This is a genomic window from Sinomonas sp. T428B (genome assembly GCF_056780155.1).
Map to the genome: position 1 here is coordinate 101,928 of NZ_JBRAZR010000001.1, position 17,038 is coordinate 118,965.

Sequence of the window (17,038 nt, forward strand, 5' to 3'; positions counted from 1 at the left end):
ATCTGTGAGATCACCCACACTGTTGCGCATAGCGCGTTCAGTTGCGTCAAGTGCGGTTCACAGAATGTTTGTCCTTTCGTTGTGGCAGCCAAGCTCCGTTCGCTCTGCCATCGAGTTGGCGGTCCGCGTTGAGGCGGACCGGGATGATGCGTCGACGGCGGAGCCTGGCTGTCGCCCAACGTCGGGCCGATGCCTCGGCCCAGCTGCTCGTCCACTCGCTAACGGAGGTAATCCCCCATGTCCCTGAAGTCCGTGATCATCGTCGGCGGCGGGATGGCTGGTTTCACGACGGCAAAGGAGCTGCGTGCCCGGAACTTCGACGGCGCGGTCACGATCGTGGATCCGGCCGGCCTGCCCTACGACCGCCCGCCGCTGAGCAAGGACTACCTGCTCGGCACACACAGCACCGAGGACATTCAGCTCTCGTCGGCCGAATGGTTCGCCGAGAATTCCGTGGAGGTCGTCACCGGCCTCGCGGTCAGTGTGCATCCCGACGCCGGGGAGGTGGTCCTCGAGGACGGCCGGACGCTGACCGCCGATGCCATCGTGCTTGCCACGGGCGGGTTGGCGCGCCGACTGGCTATCCCCGGCGGGGACCTCGACTCCGTTCTCGAGCTGCGGACCCGCGAGGACGCCGACCGGCTCCGCTCCCTCCTCGCGCCGGGGACGCGCCTGGCCATCATCGGTGCTGGCCTCATCGGGGCGGAGACGGCCTCCTCGGCGCTCGCTTTCGGGGCCGAGGTCACCCTGATCGATCCCGTGGACCCGCCTCTCATCCCCGCCGTCGGGCCGGAACTGGCCCGCCGCCTCCACGACATGCACGAGGAGAAGGGCGTCCAGCTCGTCACCGGCATCCCCACCGCCATCACCGTCGACGACTCCGGGCACCACATTGCCCTCGATTCGGGCGAGACCGTGGATGCCGATGTCGTGCTCGTCGGCATCGGCATCGTCCCCGACACGCGCCTCGCCGAGGCGGCCGGTCTCGAGACCGACAACGGCGTGATCGTCGACGAGCATCAGCGCACCGCACATCCCCGCGTCTACGCCGTGGGTGATTCCTCGCGCATCAGGACTGCCGACGGGACCCTTCTGCGCCGCGCGGAGCACTGGGAGCACGCCATGAACACGGGCACGACGGCGGCCGCGGCGCTCTTGGGCCACGACCGTCCCGAGCACGGGGCAAGCTGGTTCTGGTCCGACCGGCACGGCGTCCACGTCGAGGGCGTGGGCTCTATGACGGCCGACGGGACAACGATCCTGCGCGAGCTCGACGGGACCCCGTCCATCGCCTTCCGCCTCGACCCGGAGGGGTACCTCATCGGCTGCGCGGCGGTCGACGGCGGCCTCGCCGTCCGCGCGGCACGTCGCATCATCGACCGTCGCATCAGAGTCGACGCCGGAGCCCTGGCCGACCCGAGCGTCAACCTCAAGAAGCTCGCCCGCTGAGGCCCGATTCACCGTCCACCCTTTGATTCACCGTCCACCCGCAGGTCCTCAGGCCGGCGGGTGGACGTCGTCGTCCCTACCCCTGACCCGGGTCGACTGACCCATCTCCGGCACGTGTTTCGGCGGGGTGACATTCTCCCCCCAAGGCGCAAAAGTGCTTGACACCCCTCTGTGACATGACTCACTGTTGTGCATGCCGAATCAAGTTGCATCTGACGCAATGAAGTGACCTCCTTGCCTTCCGTCAGAGTGCGGCTCCCGCGAAGTGATCAGTGCTACCCAGAGGGAGAAGACATGACGACCACCCCGGAGAAGTTCGCGCCTCACGGCGGCGAGAGGATCTCGGAGAGCCTGATTGCGACGCTGCCGGGCTCCACGTATGTCGACGAGGCCGTGTTCCGGGCGGAGCAGGAGCGGATCCTCGAGCAGATGTGGTTCTGTGCGGTCCGGTCGGCGGACCTGGAGAAGCCGGGATCGTTCAAGACGGTCCAGATCGGGCGCGAGAGCGTGATCGTGTCCAAGAACCGCAAGGGCGAGGTCCGCGCCTTCTTCAACATCTGCCGCCACCGCGGGGTGAAGCTGTGCATGGAGGACTCGGGCACGGTCGAGCGCTCGTTCCAGTGCCCGTACCACGCGTGGACGTACGACCTGGACGGCAAGCTCATCGCGGCGCCGAACCTGACCAAGATGCCGGACATCGACCGGCACGAGTACGGCCTCGTCAAGGTGCACATCCGTGAGTACCTCGGCTACGTGTGGCTGTGCCTGGCCGAGGAACCCCCCTCGTTCGAGGAAGACGTCATGGGCGCGATCGAGGAGCGCCTCGGCGACGTCCACAAGATCGACGGCTACGACGTGGCCAACCTGTCCCTGGGGCGGCGGATCACCTATGACGTCAAGGCCAACTGGAAGCTCATCATCGAGAACTTCATGGAGTGCTACCACTGCGCCACGATCCACCCGGAGCTGACCGAGGTCCTGCCGGAGTTCGCCGACGGCCTGGCCGCGCAGTACTTCGTGGGCCACGGGGCCGAGTTCGGGGAGAACATCAAGGGCTTCACGGTGGACGGCTCCGAGGGCCTGGACCACCTCCCGGGGGTGGCGGAGGACCAGGACCGGCGCTACTACGCGATCACGATCAAGCCGACGGTGTTCGTGAACCTGGTCCCGGACCACGTGATCATCCACCGGATGTTCCCGCTCGCAGCGGACCGCACGGTCGTGGAGTGCGACTGGCTGTACCTGCCCAGCGTGGTGGAGTCCGGGAAGGACGTCTCGGCCTCGGTGGAGCTGTTCCACCGGGTGAACCAGCAGGACTTCGACGCGTGCGAGCGCACCCAGCCGGGCATGCACTCCAGGATCTACGCCAAGGGCGGGGTGCTGGTGCCCAGCGAGCACCACATCGGCGCGTTCCACGACTGGGTCATGCAGCACGTCGGGGACGTGGCGGCGGAGAGCAGCCACGGGATGCGGAAGGAAGTCCGGTAGTCACCGTCGACGGCCACGCCTGAGCCCCCCATCCACGAACGCCTCGGCGGTCCCCCTTCCCGCCGAGCCCGAGCCGTTCTGCCCCCACCCCCAGCACGAGGAACCATTATGACTGCGCAGACCCTAGACCCTGCCACTCCGCGCCCCACAGCCCGCGTGGACTCCACTGAACCCGCCCTCAAGGTCGAGCGCCTGTGGAAGATCTTCGGCCAGAAGGCTGACAAGATCATCGGCACGCCCGACGAGAACCTCAGCCGGAAGGACCTCCAGCGCAAGACTGGGTGTGTCGCGGCGGTGAAGGATGTCTCCTTCGAGGTCGCCCGCGGCGAGGTGTTCGTCGTCATGGGCCTCTCCGGCTCGGGCAAGTCGACGCTCGTCCGCCTCCTGACGCGGCTCATCGAGCCGACGGCCGGCACGGTCATGATCGACGGCGAGGACGTCACGCGGGCGAGCAAGACCAAGCTGCGCGCCCTGCGCCGCAACCACATGTCCATGGTCTTCCAGCAGTTCGGCCTGCTTCCGCACCGCAAGGTGATCGACAACGTGGCCTACGGTCTCGAGGTCCGCGGCGAGGGCAAGTCGCGGCGGATCGCCCGGGCCCAGGAGATGGTCGACCTCGTGGGACTCTCGGGGTACGAGAACTCGTTCCCGGACCAGCTCTCGGGCGGCATGCAGCAGCGCGTGGGCCTGGCACGGGCCCTCGCGGTCGATCCAGAGGTTCTCCTGTTCGACGAGCCCTTCTCCGCGCTCGACCCGCTGATCCGCCGGGACATGCAGAACGAGGTCTGCCGCCTGCACGAGGAGGTGGGCAAGACCATGGTGTTCATCACCCATGACCTGCAGGAGGCGCTCAAGCTCGGCGACCGCATCCTCATCATGCGCGACGGCGAGATCGTCCAGATCGGCACCCCCGCCGATGTCGTCGCGAACCCCGCGGACGACTACGTGCGGGACTTCGTCTCCGAGGTCCCCCGCTCGCACGTGCTCACCCTGCGGTACGTCGTGCGCCAGCCGCACGAGGGCGAGTCCCTCAACGGGCCCGTGATGCAGGCGAACCAGATCGTCCGGGAGGCCGCGCGGCAGGTCCTTGAGTCCTCGCTGCCCGCGCGGGTGTACGACGGCGACCGCTTCCTGGGCGTGGTCGACGACGACGACATCCTGCGCGTCGTCGTCGCGGAGGAGGCTCCCAGCGAGGGTGGTGCACGATGAGCACACTCACGGGAGTGCGGGAGCACTCCACGGAACCGGCAACCCGCCCGCCGACAGGGCGGCCGGAAGCCAAGGCATCCGCCTTCCTGCGGCGCCATTGGCGCCCGCTTGCGCTCGCCGTCGTCGTCCTCTTCTGGCTCGCCTTCTGGGCCCTCTTCCGGGGGAGCCAGACCCTTGAGATCGGCGGCGCCGAGCGGACGGACTTCCATATCTGGCTCAACGGCGTGCGTGACAGCTTCGATGCCGCCCGCACGAGCTCGGCATTCTTCGAGTACGTCGTCCAGCCGATCACCAACGGGCTGAACGGACTCGTGACGTTCCTGCAGGGCCTCTTCAGCCAGCCCTCGGCGGTGCGGCCGGTGCCCGAGGTTGGATGGCTCGGGGTTGCCGTGCTGCTCGCGTGGCTGGCGTTCGCGCTGGCCGGAGTGCGCTCGATGCTGCTGGTCGCGGTGTCTGTGCTGCTCTTCGGCTTCTTCGGCTACTGGCAGCAGAGCATCGACACCCTCATCGTGACCTTCGTCGCCGTCGGCCTGTGCGCCCTCTTCGGCCCCCTGCTGGGCATCTGGATGGCCCGGAGCCGGCGCGTCTCCGCGGCCATCACGCCGGTGCTGGACCTCATGCAGACGCTCCCGTCGTTCGCCTACCTCGCCCCGCTCGCGCTCGTGTTCGGCATCGGCCCCGCGTCGGCCATCGTCACGACGATCATCTACTCCCTCCCGCCGCTCGTGCGGATCACCGAGCACGGCATCCGGAACGTCTCGCCCACCACGCTCGAGGCCGTGACGTCGATGGGTGGAACGGCCCTGCAGACCCTGGTCAAGGTGCAGCTGCCCATGGCGCGGCGCACGATCGTCGTCGGCATCAACCAGTGCACGATGGCCGCCCTCTCCATGGCCACGATCGCCGCGCTCATCAACGGCCCCGGCCTCGGCCAGCCGGTTCTGCAGGCACTCCAGTCGCTCGACGTCGGCTCGGCCTTCGTCTCTGGCCTGGCCATCGTCCTCATGGCCATCATGCTGGACCGCACGACGACGGCCGCCTCCGAACGCTCGAGCATCGCCTCGCGCGTCCAGCGCGGAACTCGGGCCGGCGGCCTCCGCGGGCCGCGGGGACGACGCCTCGTGATCATCGCCGGAGCGGTGGTCACCGCCGTCGCCGTCTACCTCTCGCACAACTACCTGGCGCTCGCGAAGTTCCCGGCGTCGCCCGACCTCGGCGGCCCGCTCGCGAAGGCGGTCACCGCAGCCACCAACTGGACCGTGAGCACGTTCTCCGGCTTCACGGGATGGCTCAAGGAGACCGTCACGGCGCTCCTGGTCAACCCGCTCGAGTCGCTGCTCGCGCAGTCCCCCTGGTGGGTCATGGCGCTCGTGCTGCTCGGCGTCGCCCTCGCCCTCGGCGGGTGGCGGGCAACCGCGGTCACGCTCGTGTGCGTGGCGGTCATCCTCGGAACCGGGCTCTGGAACGAGAGCATGAAGACACTCGCGACCACGCTCGTCGCGACCCTCCTCGTGGTGGCCGTGGCTGTCGTCGTCGGCGTCTGGATGGGGCGAAGCAGGCTCGTCGACTCGATCGTCAGGCCGGTGCTGGACGCCTTCCAGACCATCCCGTCCTTCGTGTACCTCGTCCCGGCTCTGGCCCTGTTCGGGCCCACGCGGTTCACCGCGATCGTCGCGGCGCTCGCCTACGGCGTCCCGATCGCCACGAAGCTCGTCGCGGACGGCATTCGGGGCGTCTCGCCGACCACCGTCGAGGCCGCGGAGTCGCTGGGAACCACCTCGTGGCAGATGGTCTCGAAGGTCCAGCTGCCCATGTCCCGCGCGGCGGTGGTCCTCGCTGCCAACCAGGGGCTGCTCTACGTCCTGTCCATGGTCGTCGTCGGGGGGCTTGTCGGCGGCGGTGGGCTCGGCTACCTGGTGGTGTCCGGCTTCTCGCAAGGCCAGCTCTTCGGCAAGGGCCTCGCCGCCGGCATCGCCATCACCGCGCTCGGCATCATGCTCGACCGCATCACCCAGCACGCGGCTGCCCGCTTCGGCAGCGCCTGATCAAGGAGGCCCCATGAAAGTCTGGAAGAAGGACAGTGCCCGTACGGGCGTCAAGAGTCCACGTGTCAAGGCGCTAGGCGCCGTCGCCCTCGCCGCAGTGATGTCCTCGACGCTGGCGCTCACCGCCTGCGGTGGAGGTGACATCTCCAGCGGCTCCAACGCCAGCGGCGGCTCGGCGAAGTGCGGCGCATTCAATATCGCCCTCAACCCGTGGGTTGGCTACGAGGCCGACGCGTATGTCGTCGGCACGCTCGCCAAGGAGAAGCTCGGCTGCACCGTCAACTACAAGACCCTCAAGGAAGAGGTGGCGTGGCAGGGCTTCGGCAGCGGCGAGGTGGATGTCGTCATTGAGAACTGGGGCCACCCGGACCTGACCGAGAAGTACATCAACCAGCAGAAGACGGCCGTTGACGCCGGCCCCACGGGCAACACCGGAGTGATCGGCTGGTACGTGCCGCCATGGATGGCCAAGCAGTACCCGGACATCACCGACTACAAGAACCTGAACAAGTACGCCGACCTGTTCAAGACCTCGGAGTCCGGCGGCCAGGGCCAGCTGCTCGACGGCGACCCCTCGTTCGTCACGAACGACGAGGCGCTCGTGAAGAACCTCGGCCTCAACTACAAGGTCGTCTACGCCGGCAGTGAGCCCGCGCTCATCCAGGCGTTCCGGCAGGCCGAGCAGAACAAGACCCCGCTCATCGGGTACTTCTACGACCCTCAGTGGTTCATGGCCGAAGTCCCGCTCGTGAAGGTCAATCTCCCGGCCTACACGGAAGGCTGCGACGCCGACAGCGCGACCGTCGCGTGCGACTACCCGAAGTACGACCTCAACAAGATCGCATCGACGAAGTTCGCCAACTCCGGCAGCCCCGCCTATTCCCTCGTCAAGAACTTCTCGTGGACCAACCAGGACCAGAACACCGTGGCCGGCTACATCGCCAAGGACGGCATGGATCCGGAGGCGGCCGCGAAGAAGTGGATCGACGCGAACCCCGACAAGGTCGCGGCGTGGCTGAAGTAGCGACGCGGCGGTCGGACGGATAGGTCGGCCACAGCACAACGGCTGCTGCCTCTGTCGTCGTCATGAGGCCCCATGGCGACAGGAGGCAGCAGCCGTTGGTGGTCTCAGGGCCTCGGCCCGCCCATGAGTTCGGTGATCTCCTCGCAGGCAGCGACGACGGCCTTGACGGCGTCCGGGTGGGCCTCCGGGTCGAAGCGGAAGGCGGGGCCGGAGAGGCTCACCGCGCCGATCACATCGCCGGTGTGCCCGAAGATCGGCGCGGCGACCGCGTTGAGGCCCTCCTCGAGCTCCCCGTGCGTGATCGCATAACCCCGCTGCACGATCACGGGGAGCTCCGTTTCGAGCTGCTCGCGTGTAAGGGTGTGCGCGGTGAAGGCCTCGAGCTTCGCCCGCCCGAGGAGATCCTCGCGCTCGCTCGCGGGCATATAGGCGAGGAAGACCTTTCCGCTTGACGTCGCGTGCAGGGGGGTGAGGTTCCCGATCCAGTTGTAGCTGGCCACGTTGGACAAGCCCATGGCCTGGTCGACGTTCACGGCGTAGACATTGCGGAGCACGGCCAGGTTGACTGTCTCCCCGTACTGCTGCGCGAGATCCTCGAGCACGGGCCGTGCGGTGTGGACCAGACTCAGGCGGCGCGGAATCGAGCTCGCCACACGCAGGAGCCCGACGCCCAGCTGGTATTTGCCGCGGCGGCTGCTCTGCTGCACGAAGCCATGCGACTCCAGGGCCCCGAGGATGCGGGAGGCCGTCGACTTGTGCACGCCCATGCGCTCGGCCACATCGCCGACCGCGACGCTGCCCTCCTGGGCCAGGATCTCGAGGGCTTGGACCACACGCTCGACGGCCTGGACGCCATTGATGGAACGGGACTCGTCCCGTTCATCGGACGCGGCTGCCTTCCCCATGGAGAAATTCTGCAGCGCGCGCCGCCCGATTGGGTAGGTACCTGCCGCCTGTACGGGTAGTTCACCCGCCTCGCGAACGGGTCCACGCTGGTCTGGCTGGCAGGTGCTCCACGTCACATCAGCGGGCGCTGCGGCGCCCGGCCAGCGGGTACGGGCTAATCGAGCACGAGGAAGTGATCATGGCTGGAAACAGGGCGGTTGCGTACAAGGAGCCGGGCAAGGTCGAGGTGATCGACACCGAGTACCCGACGTTCGAGCTCAAGGACGGGCCCGGGGTGAACCCGGCGAACGTGGGGCGCAAGGTCCCGCACGGGGCGATCCTGCGGACGGTGACGACGAACATCTGCGGCTCGGACCAGCACATGGTGCGCGGGCGCACGACGGCGCCGAAGGACCTCGTGCTGGGCCACGAGATCACCGGCGAGGTCGTCGAGGTCGGCCCCGACGTGGAGTTCATCAAGGTCGGGGACATCGTCTCGGTGCCGTTCAACATCTCCTGCGGGCGGTGCCGCAACTGCAAGGAGCGCAAGACCGGCATCTGCCTCAACGTCAACCCGGACCGGCCCGGGTCCGCCTACGGGTACGTGGACATGGGCGGCTGGGTCGGCGGCCAGGCGGAGTACGTGCTCGTCCCGTACGCGGACTGGAACCTTTTGAAGTTCCCGGACCGGGACCAGGCGCTCGAGAAGGTCATGGACCTGACCATGCTCTCGGACATCTTCCCCACCGGGTTCCACGGCGCGGTCACCGCGGGGGTCGGCGTCGGCTCCACGGTCTACATCGCCGGCGCCGGCCCCGTCGGGCTCGCCGCCGCGGTCGGCGCCCAGCTGCTGGGGGCCGCCGTCGTCATCGTCGGGGACATGAACGAGGACCGCCTCGCGCAGGCCCGCTCCTTCGGCTGCGAGACCGTGGACGTCTCGAAGGGCGACCCGAAGGACCAGATCGAGCAGATCCTCGGCGTGCCCGAGGTCGACTGCGGCGTCGACGCCGTCGGCTTCGAGGCCCGCGGCCACGGCCGGGACGCCTCCCACGAGGCCCCGGCGACGGTGCTGAACTCGCTCATGGAGATCACCGCCGCCGGCGGCGCCCTCGGCATCCCGGGCCTCTACGTCACCGGGGACCCGGGCGGGATCGACGAGGCCGCCAAGCACGGCTCGCTCTCGCTCTCGCTCGGCACGGGGTGGGCCAAGTCGCTGTCCTTCACCACCGGCCAGTGCCCCGTCATGAAGTACAACCGGCAGCTGATGATGGCGATCCTGCACGACAAGGTCCAGATCGCCAAGGCCGTCAACGCCAAGGCCATCTCCCTCGACGACGCCCCCCGCGGCTACGCCGAGTTCGACGCCGGCGCAGCCACCAAGTACGTCATCAACCCCAACGGCTACGTCAAGGCCTGAACAGTCCGCTCCCTGCCAGCACCCAGTAGTCAATCCACATAGGCACCATCAAGATCAGGAGAAACCCATGACCTCGCCATCCCTCTCCGAAGCCCGCGACATCATCGCCGCGGCCGAGAAGCGCGCCGCCGAAATCGGACAGCCCATGAACATCGCCGTCGTCGACGAGGGGGGCAACCTCGTCTCCCACGCCCGCATGGATGGCGCGTGGATCGGCAGCGTCGACATCTCGATCAACAAGGCCTTCACCTCCAGGGCCTTCAATATCCAGACCAAGGACCTGGGGGACAACTCCCAGCCGGGCAACCAGTTCTACGGCATCCACGCGAGCAACCAGGGCCGGATCATGATCTTCGCCGGAGGGATCCCCCTGACCCGCGATGGACAGGTCGTCGGAGCCATCGGGGTCAGCGGCGGGTCGGGAGAACAGGACCAGACCGTCGCCGAAGCCGGAGCAGCCGCATTCTAGGCAGGCGCTGATCACGCACACCGAGAGGGTCCTGGCGCCTCCGCGCCAAGACCCTCTCGCATGCCTCCCCCCATGGCCCTTGCGGCGTCGCGCCTCGAACGTCAGTCGAGGCTGATCGGGCCGAGCTCATCCAGCAGGTCACCCGGCCCCGGGTTGCCTGGCGCCGAGGAGCCGCCGAGGTGCCTCATGACGCCCCACACGGCGTTGAGTCCCGTGGTCACGGCGCCCTCGGCCCAGCCGGCGGTGAAGGATACGTCGTCGCCCGCGAGGAAGATGCCGCGCTGGCCCTGGGGCAGATGGTCCTGCTTGAAGTGGGTGAAGAGCCGCTGCTGGTAGCGGTAGTGGCCGGGCAGGTTGGCCTTGAACGCTCCCATGAAGTTCGGGTCCGCCTCCCACGAGACCGTGATGGGCCGGCCGATGATGTGGGCGGCGATGTCCACGTCCGGGTAGATCTGCTTGAGCGAGTGGAGCATGAGGCGCGTGCGCTCGTCGGCGTCGAGCGCGAGCCACTTGAGGGCGTCGTCGTTCCACGTGTAGGACAGCAGGATGACGGCGGGCCGGTCCGGGCCGTCGTCCAAGAGGTACACGGCGCGATTGAGCCTGTCGGTCAGCGTCATCGACAGCGCCTCGCGGCCGGTCTCCGGGTCGCGGTCCTTCCAGAAGGGGCGGTCCACCATGACGAACGTCTTCGACGACTGCATGTAGTGCGACTTCTCGATCGCGGTCCACAGCTCCGGCGCGAACAGGGTCTCCTCGGTGTCGATGCGGGTCGAGAGCAGCCACGACTGGCACGTCGTGACGACCGCGGGGAAGGACGCCTCGCGCCCCCAGCGCTCGCGGACCACCAGGTCCCCCTCGGCGGCCCTGCCGATCCGGGCCACCGCCCCGCGCGGGGACCCGTCATGCAGCGACGCCAAGGAGGTCCCGCGGGGCCAGTGGGCCATGGACGACGGCGCGTGGTGCCACAGCGCTTCGGGCAGGCGCTGGGCGCCGCCCACGATGAGGCGGTGATGGTCGTCCGCGTCCGTGTAGACGACGCGGAGGATCTCGAGGATCGAGTTCGGGAAGTCGGTGTCCCAGCCCCCGGTGCCGAAGCCAACCTGACCGAAGGCCTCCCGGTGGGCGAACCCGGCCTTGCGGAAGGCGTCGCTCGAGGCGATGAAGCCATAGAACGTCTGCTCGTCCATGGTCGGGAGCAGCTCGTTCCAGATCTCCTTGATCCGCGCCACGTCCCGCGCCCGGAGGGCGGCCTGCATCTCGGAGAAGCGCGCGCCGTCGTCGACCGCGGCCCTCCACGCCTCGGCCACCTCCCGGAAGAAGTGCGGCAGGTCCGCCGGCGTCTCGGCATAGTGCTTCGTTCCGGCGAGCTCGATCACCGTGCTCGACGTGGCGGGGGCGAGCGGGTTGGGGAACTCCCTCGTCTCGAGCCCCAGGAGATCGACGTAGTGGTAGAAGGCCCTCCCGGACGCCGGGAACCGCATGCCGCCGAGATCGGCCGTGACCCCCGGCGAGGAGGGGAAGCGGGCCGTGCGCAGGCGGCCGCCGATCTGGTCGGCCTCGTAGACCACGGGCCTCAGCCCGAGCTTCATGAGCTCATATGCGGCCACGAGGCCGGACAGGCCGGCGCCGATCACCGCGACCTCGGTGCCGTGGAGCTCCGGCGGAACCGACCCGAGGCCGCCCGGGTGCGCGAGGAATTCGTCGTAGCTGAACGGAAAGTCCGGGTTCAGCATCGTGAGCGGAGCCTCGGGCTCCGTCACGGTGATGACGTCGGGGTTCAATGCTGCGGCGGTGGTCATGCGTCAACCTTCACTGGTTCGGGGCGCTCCTCACGGAGGGCCAGGGTGTAGTCCTCATCGCTGAGGGAGGCGACAAGCGAACGGCGGCGGCCGTAGCCCAGGTAGAGGCCGGCCCCGACCGCCATCCATGCGCCGAAGACGAGCCAGGTGTCCGCCCCGAGGTTCGCCATGAGATACGCGCACATGAGGGAGCCGAGCACGGGGGTGAGCGGGTAGAGCGGCACCCGGAACGAGCGGGGGAGGTCGGGCCGGCGGCGGCGGAGGTAGATGACGGAGACGTTGACGAGGGCGAAGGCGAAGAGGGTGCCGATGCTGGTCGCGTCGGCCAGCGCCCCGAGCGGCACGATGCCGGCGGTGATGGCGACGGCGATGCCGACGATGAGCGTTCCCGCCACCGGGGTGCCCGTGCGGGGCGAGACCCTCCCGAAGACGCCGGGCACGAGGCCGTCGCGGGACATGGAGAGGAGGATCCGAGTCTGCCCGTAGAGGACGGTCAGCACGATCGACGCGATCGCGAGGACGGAGCCCGCGGCGAACACGAGGGCGATCCACGGCTGATGGGTGATCTCCTCGAGGATCTGGACGAGTGCGGCTTCCGTGCCCTCGAACCACAGCCAATCGCGGGCACCGATCGCCGCCACGGCGACCAGGACGTAGAGGCCCGTCACGATCGCCATGGAGAGCATGATGGCCCGCGGAAGGTCACGCTTCGGGTCCCGGGCCTCCTCGCCGGCGGTCGAGGCGGCGTCGAAGCCGATGTAGGAGAAGAAGACGCGCGAGGCGGCGGCCGAGACCCCGGCGGCGCCCATCGGGAAGAGCGGCTCGAAGTTGCCGGCGTGGAAGGCCGTGAAGGCCACGGCGCAGAAGAAGAGCAGGATGGCGACCTTGACGACGACGATCGCCGTGTTGGCCCACGCGCTCTCGCGAGCCCCGCGGACGAGCAGGGCCATGGCCAGCAGGACGATCACCACGGCGGGGGCGTTGAGGACGCCGCCGTCGCCCGGCGGCTGCGAGATGGCGTCGGGGAGCGACTGGCCGAAGGCGGCCAGGGTCTCGTTGACGTACTGCCCGGCACCGACGGCGACGGCGGCGACCGAGACCGCGTACTCGAGGACGAGGCACCAGCCGCAGACCCACGCGATGCCCTCGCCGAGCGTCGCGTAGGCGTACGAGTAGCTCGAGCCGGACACCGGCACGAGGCCGGCCATCTCCGCGTAGGAGACCGCCGAGAGGAGTGCCGCAAGCCCGGCGATCACGAACGAGATCCACACGGCCGGCCCCGCGATCGGGACGGATTCCCCGAGGATCACGAGGATGCCGGTGCCGAGCGTGGCTCCCACGCTGATCATGGTCAGCTGGAGGACGCCGAAGCTGCGCACGAGCCGCGGTCCGCCGCCGCCGTCGGCGTCGCTGATCATCTGGGAGAGGGGCTTGCGGCGCAGCAGCTGCGCGCCGAGCGAGGGCCGCGAACCGCTCGCCCTCAGGGGTGGTCTGGTGGGTGGAGGCGTTGTCTTCATTGACATCCCTTCTGAATAGTCCGGGTTCACCGCACCCCAGCCTAGGGTTGTGAGGCATGTCTCATGGGGGTGCAAAATGCCCTATAGTCATCCCTCATGGGACACATTGCACTTCAGGAAAGCCCGGCCGGACGGAGCTTGGACGGACAGGTCAGCGTTGATCTGTCTGCGATCTCAGACAACGTAAAGGCCCTGCGGAGCCTCACGCGGGCCCCGCATTTCATGGCAGTCGTCAAGGGCAACGCGTACGGGCACGGACTCGTGGAGGTTGCCCGGACAGCGCTTGCGGCGGGCGCCGACTGGCTCGGGACCGCACAGCTCACCGAGGCGATCGCGCTCCGGCGGGCGGGGATCGTCGCCCCGGTGCTGTCGTGGCTCTATCTGGCAACCCAGACGAGCGCGGCGATCCGCGAGGCCGTGGAATACGATATCGACCTCTCGATCGGCAGCGTCCACCAGCTCGAGGTCACCGCCGGCGTCGCCCGCGCTCTGGGGCGTCCCGCCGTCGTGCACCTCGAACTCGACAGTGGCCTCAGCCGTGGCGGTGCCCGCGCCGAGGACTGGCCCGAGCTCGTGGCCCGCGCCCGCCAGGCCGAGCTCGAGGGGACGCTGAGGGTGCGCGGCCTGTGGACGCACCTCGCGTGGGCGGACATCCCCGCCCACCCGGGGAACGCGGCCGCCGTCGCCGGCTTCGAGGCCGCCGTGCAGGCGGCCAGGGACGCGGGGCTCGAGCCCGAGCTGAGGCACGTCTCGAGCTCGGCGAACATCCTCGAGCGCCGGGAGTTCGACTTCGACATGGTGCGAGCCGGACTGGCCATCTACGGCCTGTCCCCTGCAGACCACCTGGACCCGGCCGAGCACGGCCTCAGGCCCGCGCTGACGGTCACGGCGCCGATCGTAATGGTCAAGAAGGTCCCGGCGGGCACGGGAGTGAGCTACGAGCATCGGGCCATCACCCACGAGCCGCGCCTCCTGGGACTGATCCCCCTCGGCTATGCGGACGGGATCCCCCAGGGGATCAGCGGAAGGAACGTCGTCCTGATCGGCGGACGGAGGGTCCCCGTGATCGGCAAGGTCTGCATGGACCAGTTCATGGTCGATCTCGGCCCGAGCGGGGACGGCCCGGCCGTGGGCGACACGGCGGTGCTCTTCGGCGACCCGGCAACGGGCGCAGCGAGCGCCGACGAATGGGGCGCCGCCATCGGCAGCCACGGCGACGAGATCATCAACCGCATCGCCCCGCGTCTGCCCCGTGCCTACGAGTGCCCGGACTACCAGGAGCCCGGACATGTCGCCTGAGACGGCCGATGCCCTGAGCTTCGTCACCCTCGACCAGTTCCTCGCGAAGCTCCCGCCGGGGCTCCGCGTCCTCCACGACGGCGGAACCGGCCCCGAGCCGCTGCGCTGGGTCGAGCCGAGCGAGCTCGTGGACCCGACGCCCTATCTCGTCGAGGGCGAGCTGATCCTCACCACGGGCCTCCCGTTCCTGGGCGGCGGCGCGGAGGAGAGCCCGGACGCCTATGCTCGGAGGCTCGTCGATGCCGGCGTCCGGGCCCTGGGGTTCGGGCTCCAGCCGCATTTCGACGCCGTGCCGGACGAGGTGGTCGAAGCGTGCCGCCGGCAGAACCTGACCCTGCTGGAGATCCCCGAGTCGATTCCCTTCGCCGCGATCGGACTCGAGTTCTCCCGCCTGCTCGAGACGGACAGCGCCCGCGTCTTCCGGGAGCTGGCCGAGGCGAACCGGCAGCTCATGCGGGCCGTCCTCTCGGGGCGGCCCGAGCACGAGCTCCTGACCGTGCTCGTGCAGCGCGTCCCGGTCTGGGCCATCCTCTTCGGCGCGGATGGCAGGATCCGGGCCCGGAGCCAGGGGGCACGAGGGCAGGCGGGGGTCGGCTCCGCGGCCCTCGCGCCGCTCCTGGAGCGGCTGCTGTCGGGGCACGGCCCGCGGGTCGAGACGGACAGCTTCGACGCACCGGAATCGGCGAGGGTCGTGGGGCACCCGCTACGCAGCACGAAGGACGCCACGCTCGGCGCGCTTGTGCTAGGCTCCGACGCTGCCTTGACCCCCGCTCAGAACAACGTGGTCTCGTCCGCCGTCGGCCTCCTCGAGCTGCTGTTCCGCCAGCGGACAAGCGGCTCGCTCGCTCCCAGCCAGCTCGCGACGACGATGCTCCTCCACCCCGAGAGCGTCGCGACCGGTGGGACGCGGCTCCTCAATGGGCTCAAGGACCTCCTCGCGCAGAGCACGTCCTCGAGCCGCTCGGCACCCCTGCGGGTCGTCCAGGGCATCAAGCCTGGCGCGCCGGAGTGGCCCTCGGGCGACAGCCCCGTGCGCGAGGTCCTGCAGTGGCGGCGCATCTTCGACACGAAGCTGGTCGAGCTCACGGAGTACGGCTTTGCCGCCATCACGCGGCTCAAGGTCGACGACGCGCTGCTGGCCGACGTCGAGCGACTGGGCTGGCGCCTCGTGGTGGGCGACCAGACCGAGCTCTCGGACCTGCCCAACGCCTACCAGCGAGCGAGCGCCCTGCGCCCGCGAGTGCAGTCCAGCGGGCGCAGCGCCCGGCTGGACGAGGAGAACTGGACGGTGGCGGGACTTCTCGGTCCCGTCGCCGGGTCCATGCTCGCGTCGAGGCTGCTCGCGCCGCTGCTCGCGCTCGAGCCCGGGCGCCGGGACACGCTCCTGGCGGTGCTCCGAGGCTGGCTCAGCGAGAACGGCAACTGGGACGCGACGGCGAAGGCCCTCGGCCTGCACCGGAACAGCGTGAGGCGCCAGATCGGCGTCGTGGCCGACCTGCTCGAGCTGGACCTGGGGCAGGCGCAGGCGCGGGCCGAGCTGTGGTTCGCGCTGCAGTACGCGGACGCTGCGCTTCAGACCCCCCAGGCGCCGTAGGCCTCTGGCCGGCGGTCGTCCAGGTACGGGACTGCCGTGCGGGCGTCCGTGACGGCCCGGGTGGAGACCTCCGCGAAGAGCAGCTCCGCTGACGGTCCGGCCTCTGCCGCCACGGATCCATCCGGCGCTGCGACGACGCTCCCGCCGATCAGCCTGCCGCCCGAGAAGGCACCGCAGTGGTTGGCGTAGGCGACGTAGACGTGGTTCTCCAGCGCCCGCGCCGGGATCAGGACCCGTGTGACAGCGAGGTTGTCCCCGGCCAGGGCCGTAGGCACGAGGACGAGCTCGGCCCCGCGCACGGCGGCCGCCCGCACGGACTCGGGGAACTCGGCGTCGTAGCAGATCAGCATCGACACCCGCACGCCCGCAATGGAGGCGACGCCCGGAGCCGCGTCCGCGGGCGCGAACGCGGCGCGCTCCTCGTCGCCGAAGAGGTGGGCCTTGGAGTAGTCCAGCAGCACGGTGCCGTCGGCGTCGAGGAGGGTCGAGGAGATCCGCCACGCGCCGTCCGGCGCGGCCGAGGGCAGGCTGTAGACAAGCCCGACGCGGTGGTTCGCGGCGATGGCCGCCAGCGATGCACGGATGGACGGGAGCCCCGCCGGATCCAGCTCCCGGCGGATGCGGAGGGGCTCATAGCCCACGGGGAAGAGCTCGGGCGTGAGGAGGAGATCTGCCCCCTCCGCTGCGGCCTTGGCGGCTGCAGCGTCGATGGTCTCGACATTCCTCTCGGCGTCCAGCGCCGTCGCGCTGGCCTGCATCACGGAAAGCAGCATGTGCACCATGTCCCCTCGTGTCATCCAGACTGCCCGCGTCCGCGACGCGGGCCCCCTTCTCCTGACACGA

13 protein-coding genes are annotated in these 17,038 nt (G+C 69.3%); 9 read left to right on the plus strand and 4 right to left on the minus strand.

Annotated features, from left to right (window positions below; all coding sequences use genetic code 11):
* Positions 1–237: 237 nt before the first annotated feature.
* The 5 genes from ACUYMY_RS00500 (at position 238) to ACUYMY_RS00520 (ending at position 7,215) form a co-directional block, all read left to right on the plus strand.
* Positions 238–1,449, plus strand: a complete 1,212-nt coding sequence (locus ACUYMY_RS00500) for an NAD(P)/FAD-dependent oxidoreductase (RefSeq protein ID WP_481701688.1) — start codon at positions 238–240, stop codon at positions 1,447–1,449.
* 294 nt (positions 1,450–1,743) lie between these two features.
* Positions 1,744–2,937 carry an aromatic ring-hydroxylating oxygenase subunit alpha gene (locus ACUYMY_RS00505; RefSeq protein WP_481701689.1) on the plus strand — a complete coding sequence of 398 codons (1,194 nt, stop codon included), beginning with the start codon at positions 1,744–1,746 and terminating at the stop codon, positions 2,935–2,937.
* Positions 2,938–3,045: 108 nt separating this feature from the next.
* Complete coding sequence (locus tag ACUYMY_RS00510) at positions 3,046–4,146, plus strand: quaternary amine ABC transporter ATP-binding protein (protein WP_481701690.1); 1,101 nt, start codon at positions 3,046–3,048, stop codon at positions 4,144–4,146.
* Positions 4,143–6,191, plus strand: coding sequence for an ABC transporter permease (locus ACUYMY_RS00515; protein WP_481701691.1), 2,049 nt, complete (start codon positions 4,143–4,145; stop codon positions 6,189–6,191). Before ACUYMY_RS00510 ends, ACUYMY_RS00515 begins: the two co-directional genes overlap by 4 nt.
* Before the next feature lie 13 nt (positions 6,192–6,204).
* Entirely contained in the window at positions 6,205–7,215 is a 1,011-nt protein-coding gene (locus ACUYMY_RS00520; RefSeq protein WP_481701692.1) for an ABC transporter substrate-binding protein, read from the plus strand.
* Between the two features lie 104 nt (positions 7,216–7,319).
* Here ACUYMY_RS00520 and ACUYMY_RS00525 read toward each other — a convergent pair whose 3' ends face one another.
* The gene (locus ACUYMY_RS00525; protein ID WP_481701693.1) at positions 7,320–8,120 is read right to left on the minus strand and encodes an IclR family transcriptional regulator; all 801 of its coding nucleotides are present in this window, start codon (positions 8,118–8,120) and stop codon (positions 7,320–7,322) included.
* 179 nt (positions 8,121–8,299) lie between these two features.
* Here ACUYMY_RS00525 and fdhA point away from each other — a divergent pair, with 179 nt between their 5' ends.
* Together fdhA and ACUYMY_RS00535 are read left to right on the plus strand one after the other, a co-directional pair.
* Positions 8,300–9,517: a formaldehyde dehydrogenase, glutathione-independent gene (gene fdhA / locus ACUYMY_RS00530; RefSeq protein WP_481701694.1), complete on the plus strand. Its 1,218-nt coding sequence runs from the start codon at positions 8,300–8,302 to the stop codon at positions 9,515–9,517.
* 67 nt (positions 9,518–9,584) lie between these two features.
* Positions 9,585–9,986: a GlcG/HbpS family heme-binding protein gene (locus tag ACUYMY_RS00535; RefSeq protein WP_481701695.1), complete on the plus strand. Its 402-nt coding sequence runs from the start codon at positions 9,585–9,587 to the stop codon at positions 9,984–9,986.
* 101 nt (positions 9,987–10,087) lie between these two features.
* Here ACUYMY_RS00535 and ACUYMY_RS00540 read toward each other — a convergent pair whose 3' ends face one another.
* Entirely contained in the window at positions 10,088–11,785 is a 1,698-nt protein-coding gene (locus tag ACUYMY_RS00540) for a flavin monoamine oxidase family protein (protein WP_481701696.1), read from the minus strand.
* Positions 11,782–13,308 carry an APC family permease gene (locus tag ACUYMY_RS00545; RefSeq protein ID WP_481701697.1) on the minus strand — a complete coding sequence of 509 codons (1,527 nt, stop codon included), beginning with the start codon at positions 13,306–13,308 and terminating at the stop codon, positions 11,782–11,784. The genes ACUYMY_RS00540 and ACUYMY_RS00545 overlap by 4 nt, the downstream gene beginning before the upstream one ends.
* Before the next feature lie 90 nt (positions 13,309–13,398).
* Between ACUYMY_RS00545 and alr the strand changes: the two genes are divergently transcribed.
* Together alr and ACUYMY_RS00555 are read left to right on the plus strand one after the other, a co-directional pair.
* On the plus strand, positions 13,399–14,601 hold the full coding sequence (gene alr / locus ACUYMY_RS00550) for an alanine racemase (RefSeq protein ID WP_481701698.1): 1,203 nt from the start codon (positions 13,399–13,401) through the stop codon (positions 14,599–14,601).
* Positions 14,591–16,195 (plus strand): PucR family transcriptional regulator, encoded by a 1,605-nt coding sequence (locus ACUYMY_RS00555; protein WP_481701699.1) that lies wholly within the window; start codon positions 14,591–14,593, stop codon positions 16,193–16,195. The genes alr and ACUYMY_RS00555 overlap by 11 nt, the downstream gene beginning before the upstream one ends.
* On the opposite strand, the gene ACUYMY_RS00560 is transcribed toward ACUYMY_RS00555, so the two are convergent.
* Positions 16,174–16,968 (minus strand): nitrilase-related carbon-nitrogen hydrolase, encoded by a 795-nt coding sequence (locus tag ACUYMY_RS00560; RefSeq protein WP_481701700.1) that lies wholly within the window; start codon positions 16,966–16,968, stop codon positions 16,174–16,176. The genes ACUYMY_RS00555 and ACUYMY_RS00560 overlap by 22 nt on opposite strands.
* Positions 16,969–17,038: the final 70 nt, after the last annotated feature.

Excerpts from the sequence above, each read along its gene's own strand:
- ACUYMY_RS00500 (WP_481701688.1), top strand. The coding sequence starts at position 238 with ATGTCCCTGAAGTCCGTGATCATCGTCGGCGGCGGGATGGCTGGTTTC.
- ACUYMY_RS00505 (WP_481701689.1), top strand. The coding sequence starts at position 1,744 with ATGACGACCACCCCGGAGAAGTTCGCGCCTCACGGCGGCGAGAGGATC.
- ACUYMY_RS00510 (WP_481701690.1), top strand. The coding sequence starts at position 3,046 with ATGACTGCGCAGACCCTAGACCCTGCCACTCCGCGCCCCACAGCCCGC.
- ACUYMY_RS00515 (WP_481701691.1), top strand. The coding sequence starts at position 4,143 with ATGAGCACACTCACGGGAGTGCGGGAGCACTCCACGGAACCGGCAACC.
- ACUYMY_RS00520 (WP_481701692.1), top strand. The coding sequence starts at position 6,205 with ATGAAAGTCTGGAAGAAGGACAGTGCCCGTACGGGCGTCAAGAGTCCA.
- ACUYMY_RS00525 (WP_481701693.1), bottom strand. The coding sequence starts at position 8,120 with ATGGGGAAGGCAGCCGCGTCCGATGAACGGGACGAGTCCCGTTCCATC.
- fdhA (WP_481701694.1), top strand. The coding sequence starts at position 8,300 with ATGGCTGGAAACAGGGCGGTTGCGTACAAGGAGCCGGGCAAGGTCGAG.
- ACUYMY_RS00535 (WP_481701695.1), top strand. The coding sequence starts at position 9,585 with ATGACCTCGCCATCCCTCTCCGAAGCCCGCGACATCATCGCCGCGGCC.
- ACUYMY_RS00540 (WP_481701696.1), bottom strand. The coding sequence starts at position 11,785 with ATGACCACCGCCGCAGCATTGAACCCCGACGTCATCACCGTGACGGAG.
- ACUYMY_RS00545 (WP_481701697.1), bottom strand. The coding sequence starts at position 13,308 with ATGTCAATGAAGACAACGCCTCCACCCACCAGACCACCCCTGAGGGCG.
- alr (WP_481701698.1), top strand. The coding sequence starts at position 13,399 with ATGGGACACATTGCACTTCAGGAAAGCCCGGCCGGACGGAGCTTGGAC.
- ACUYMY_RS00555 (WP_481701699.1), top strand. The coding sequence starts at position 14,591 with ATGTCGCCTGAGACGGCCGATGCCCTGAGCTTCGTCACCCTCGACCAG.
- ACUYMY_RS00560 (WP_481701700.1), bottom strand. The coding sequence starts at position 16,968 with ATGCTGCTTTCCGTGATGCAGGCCAGCGCGACGGCGCTGGACGCCGAG.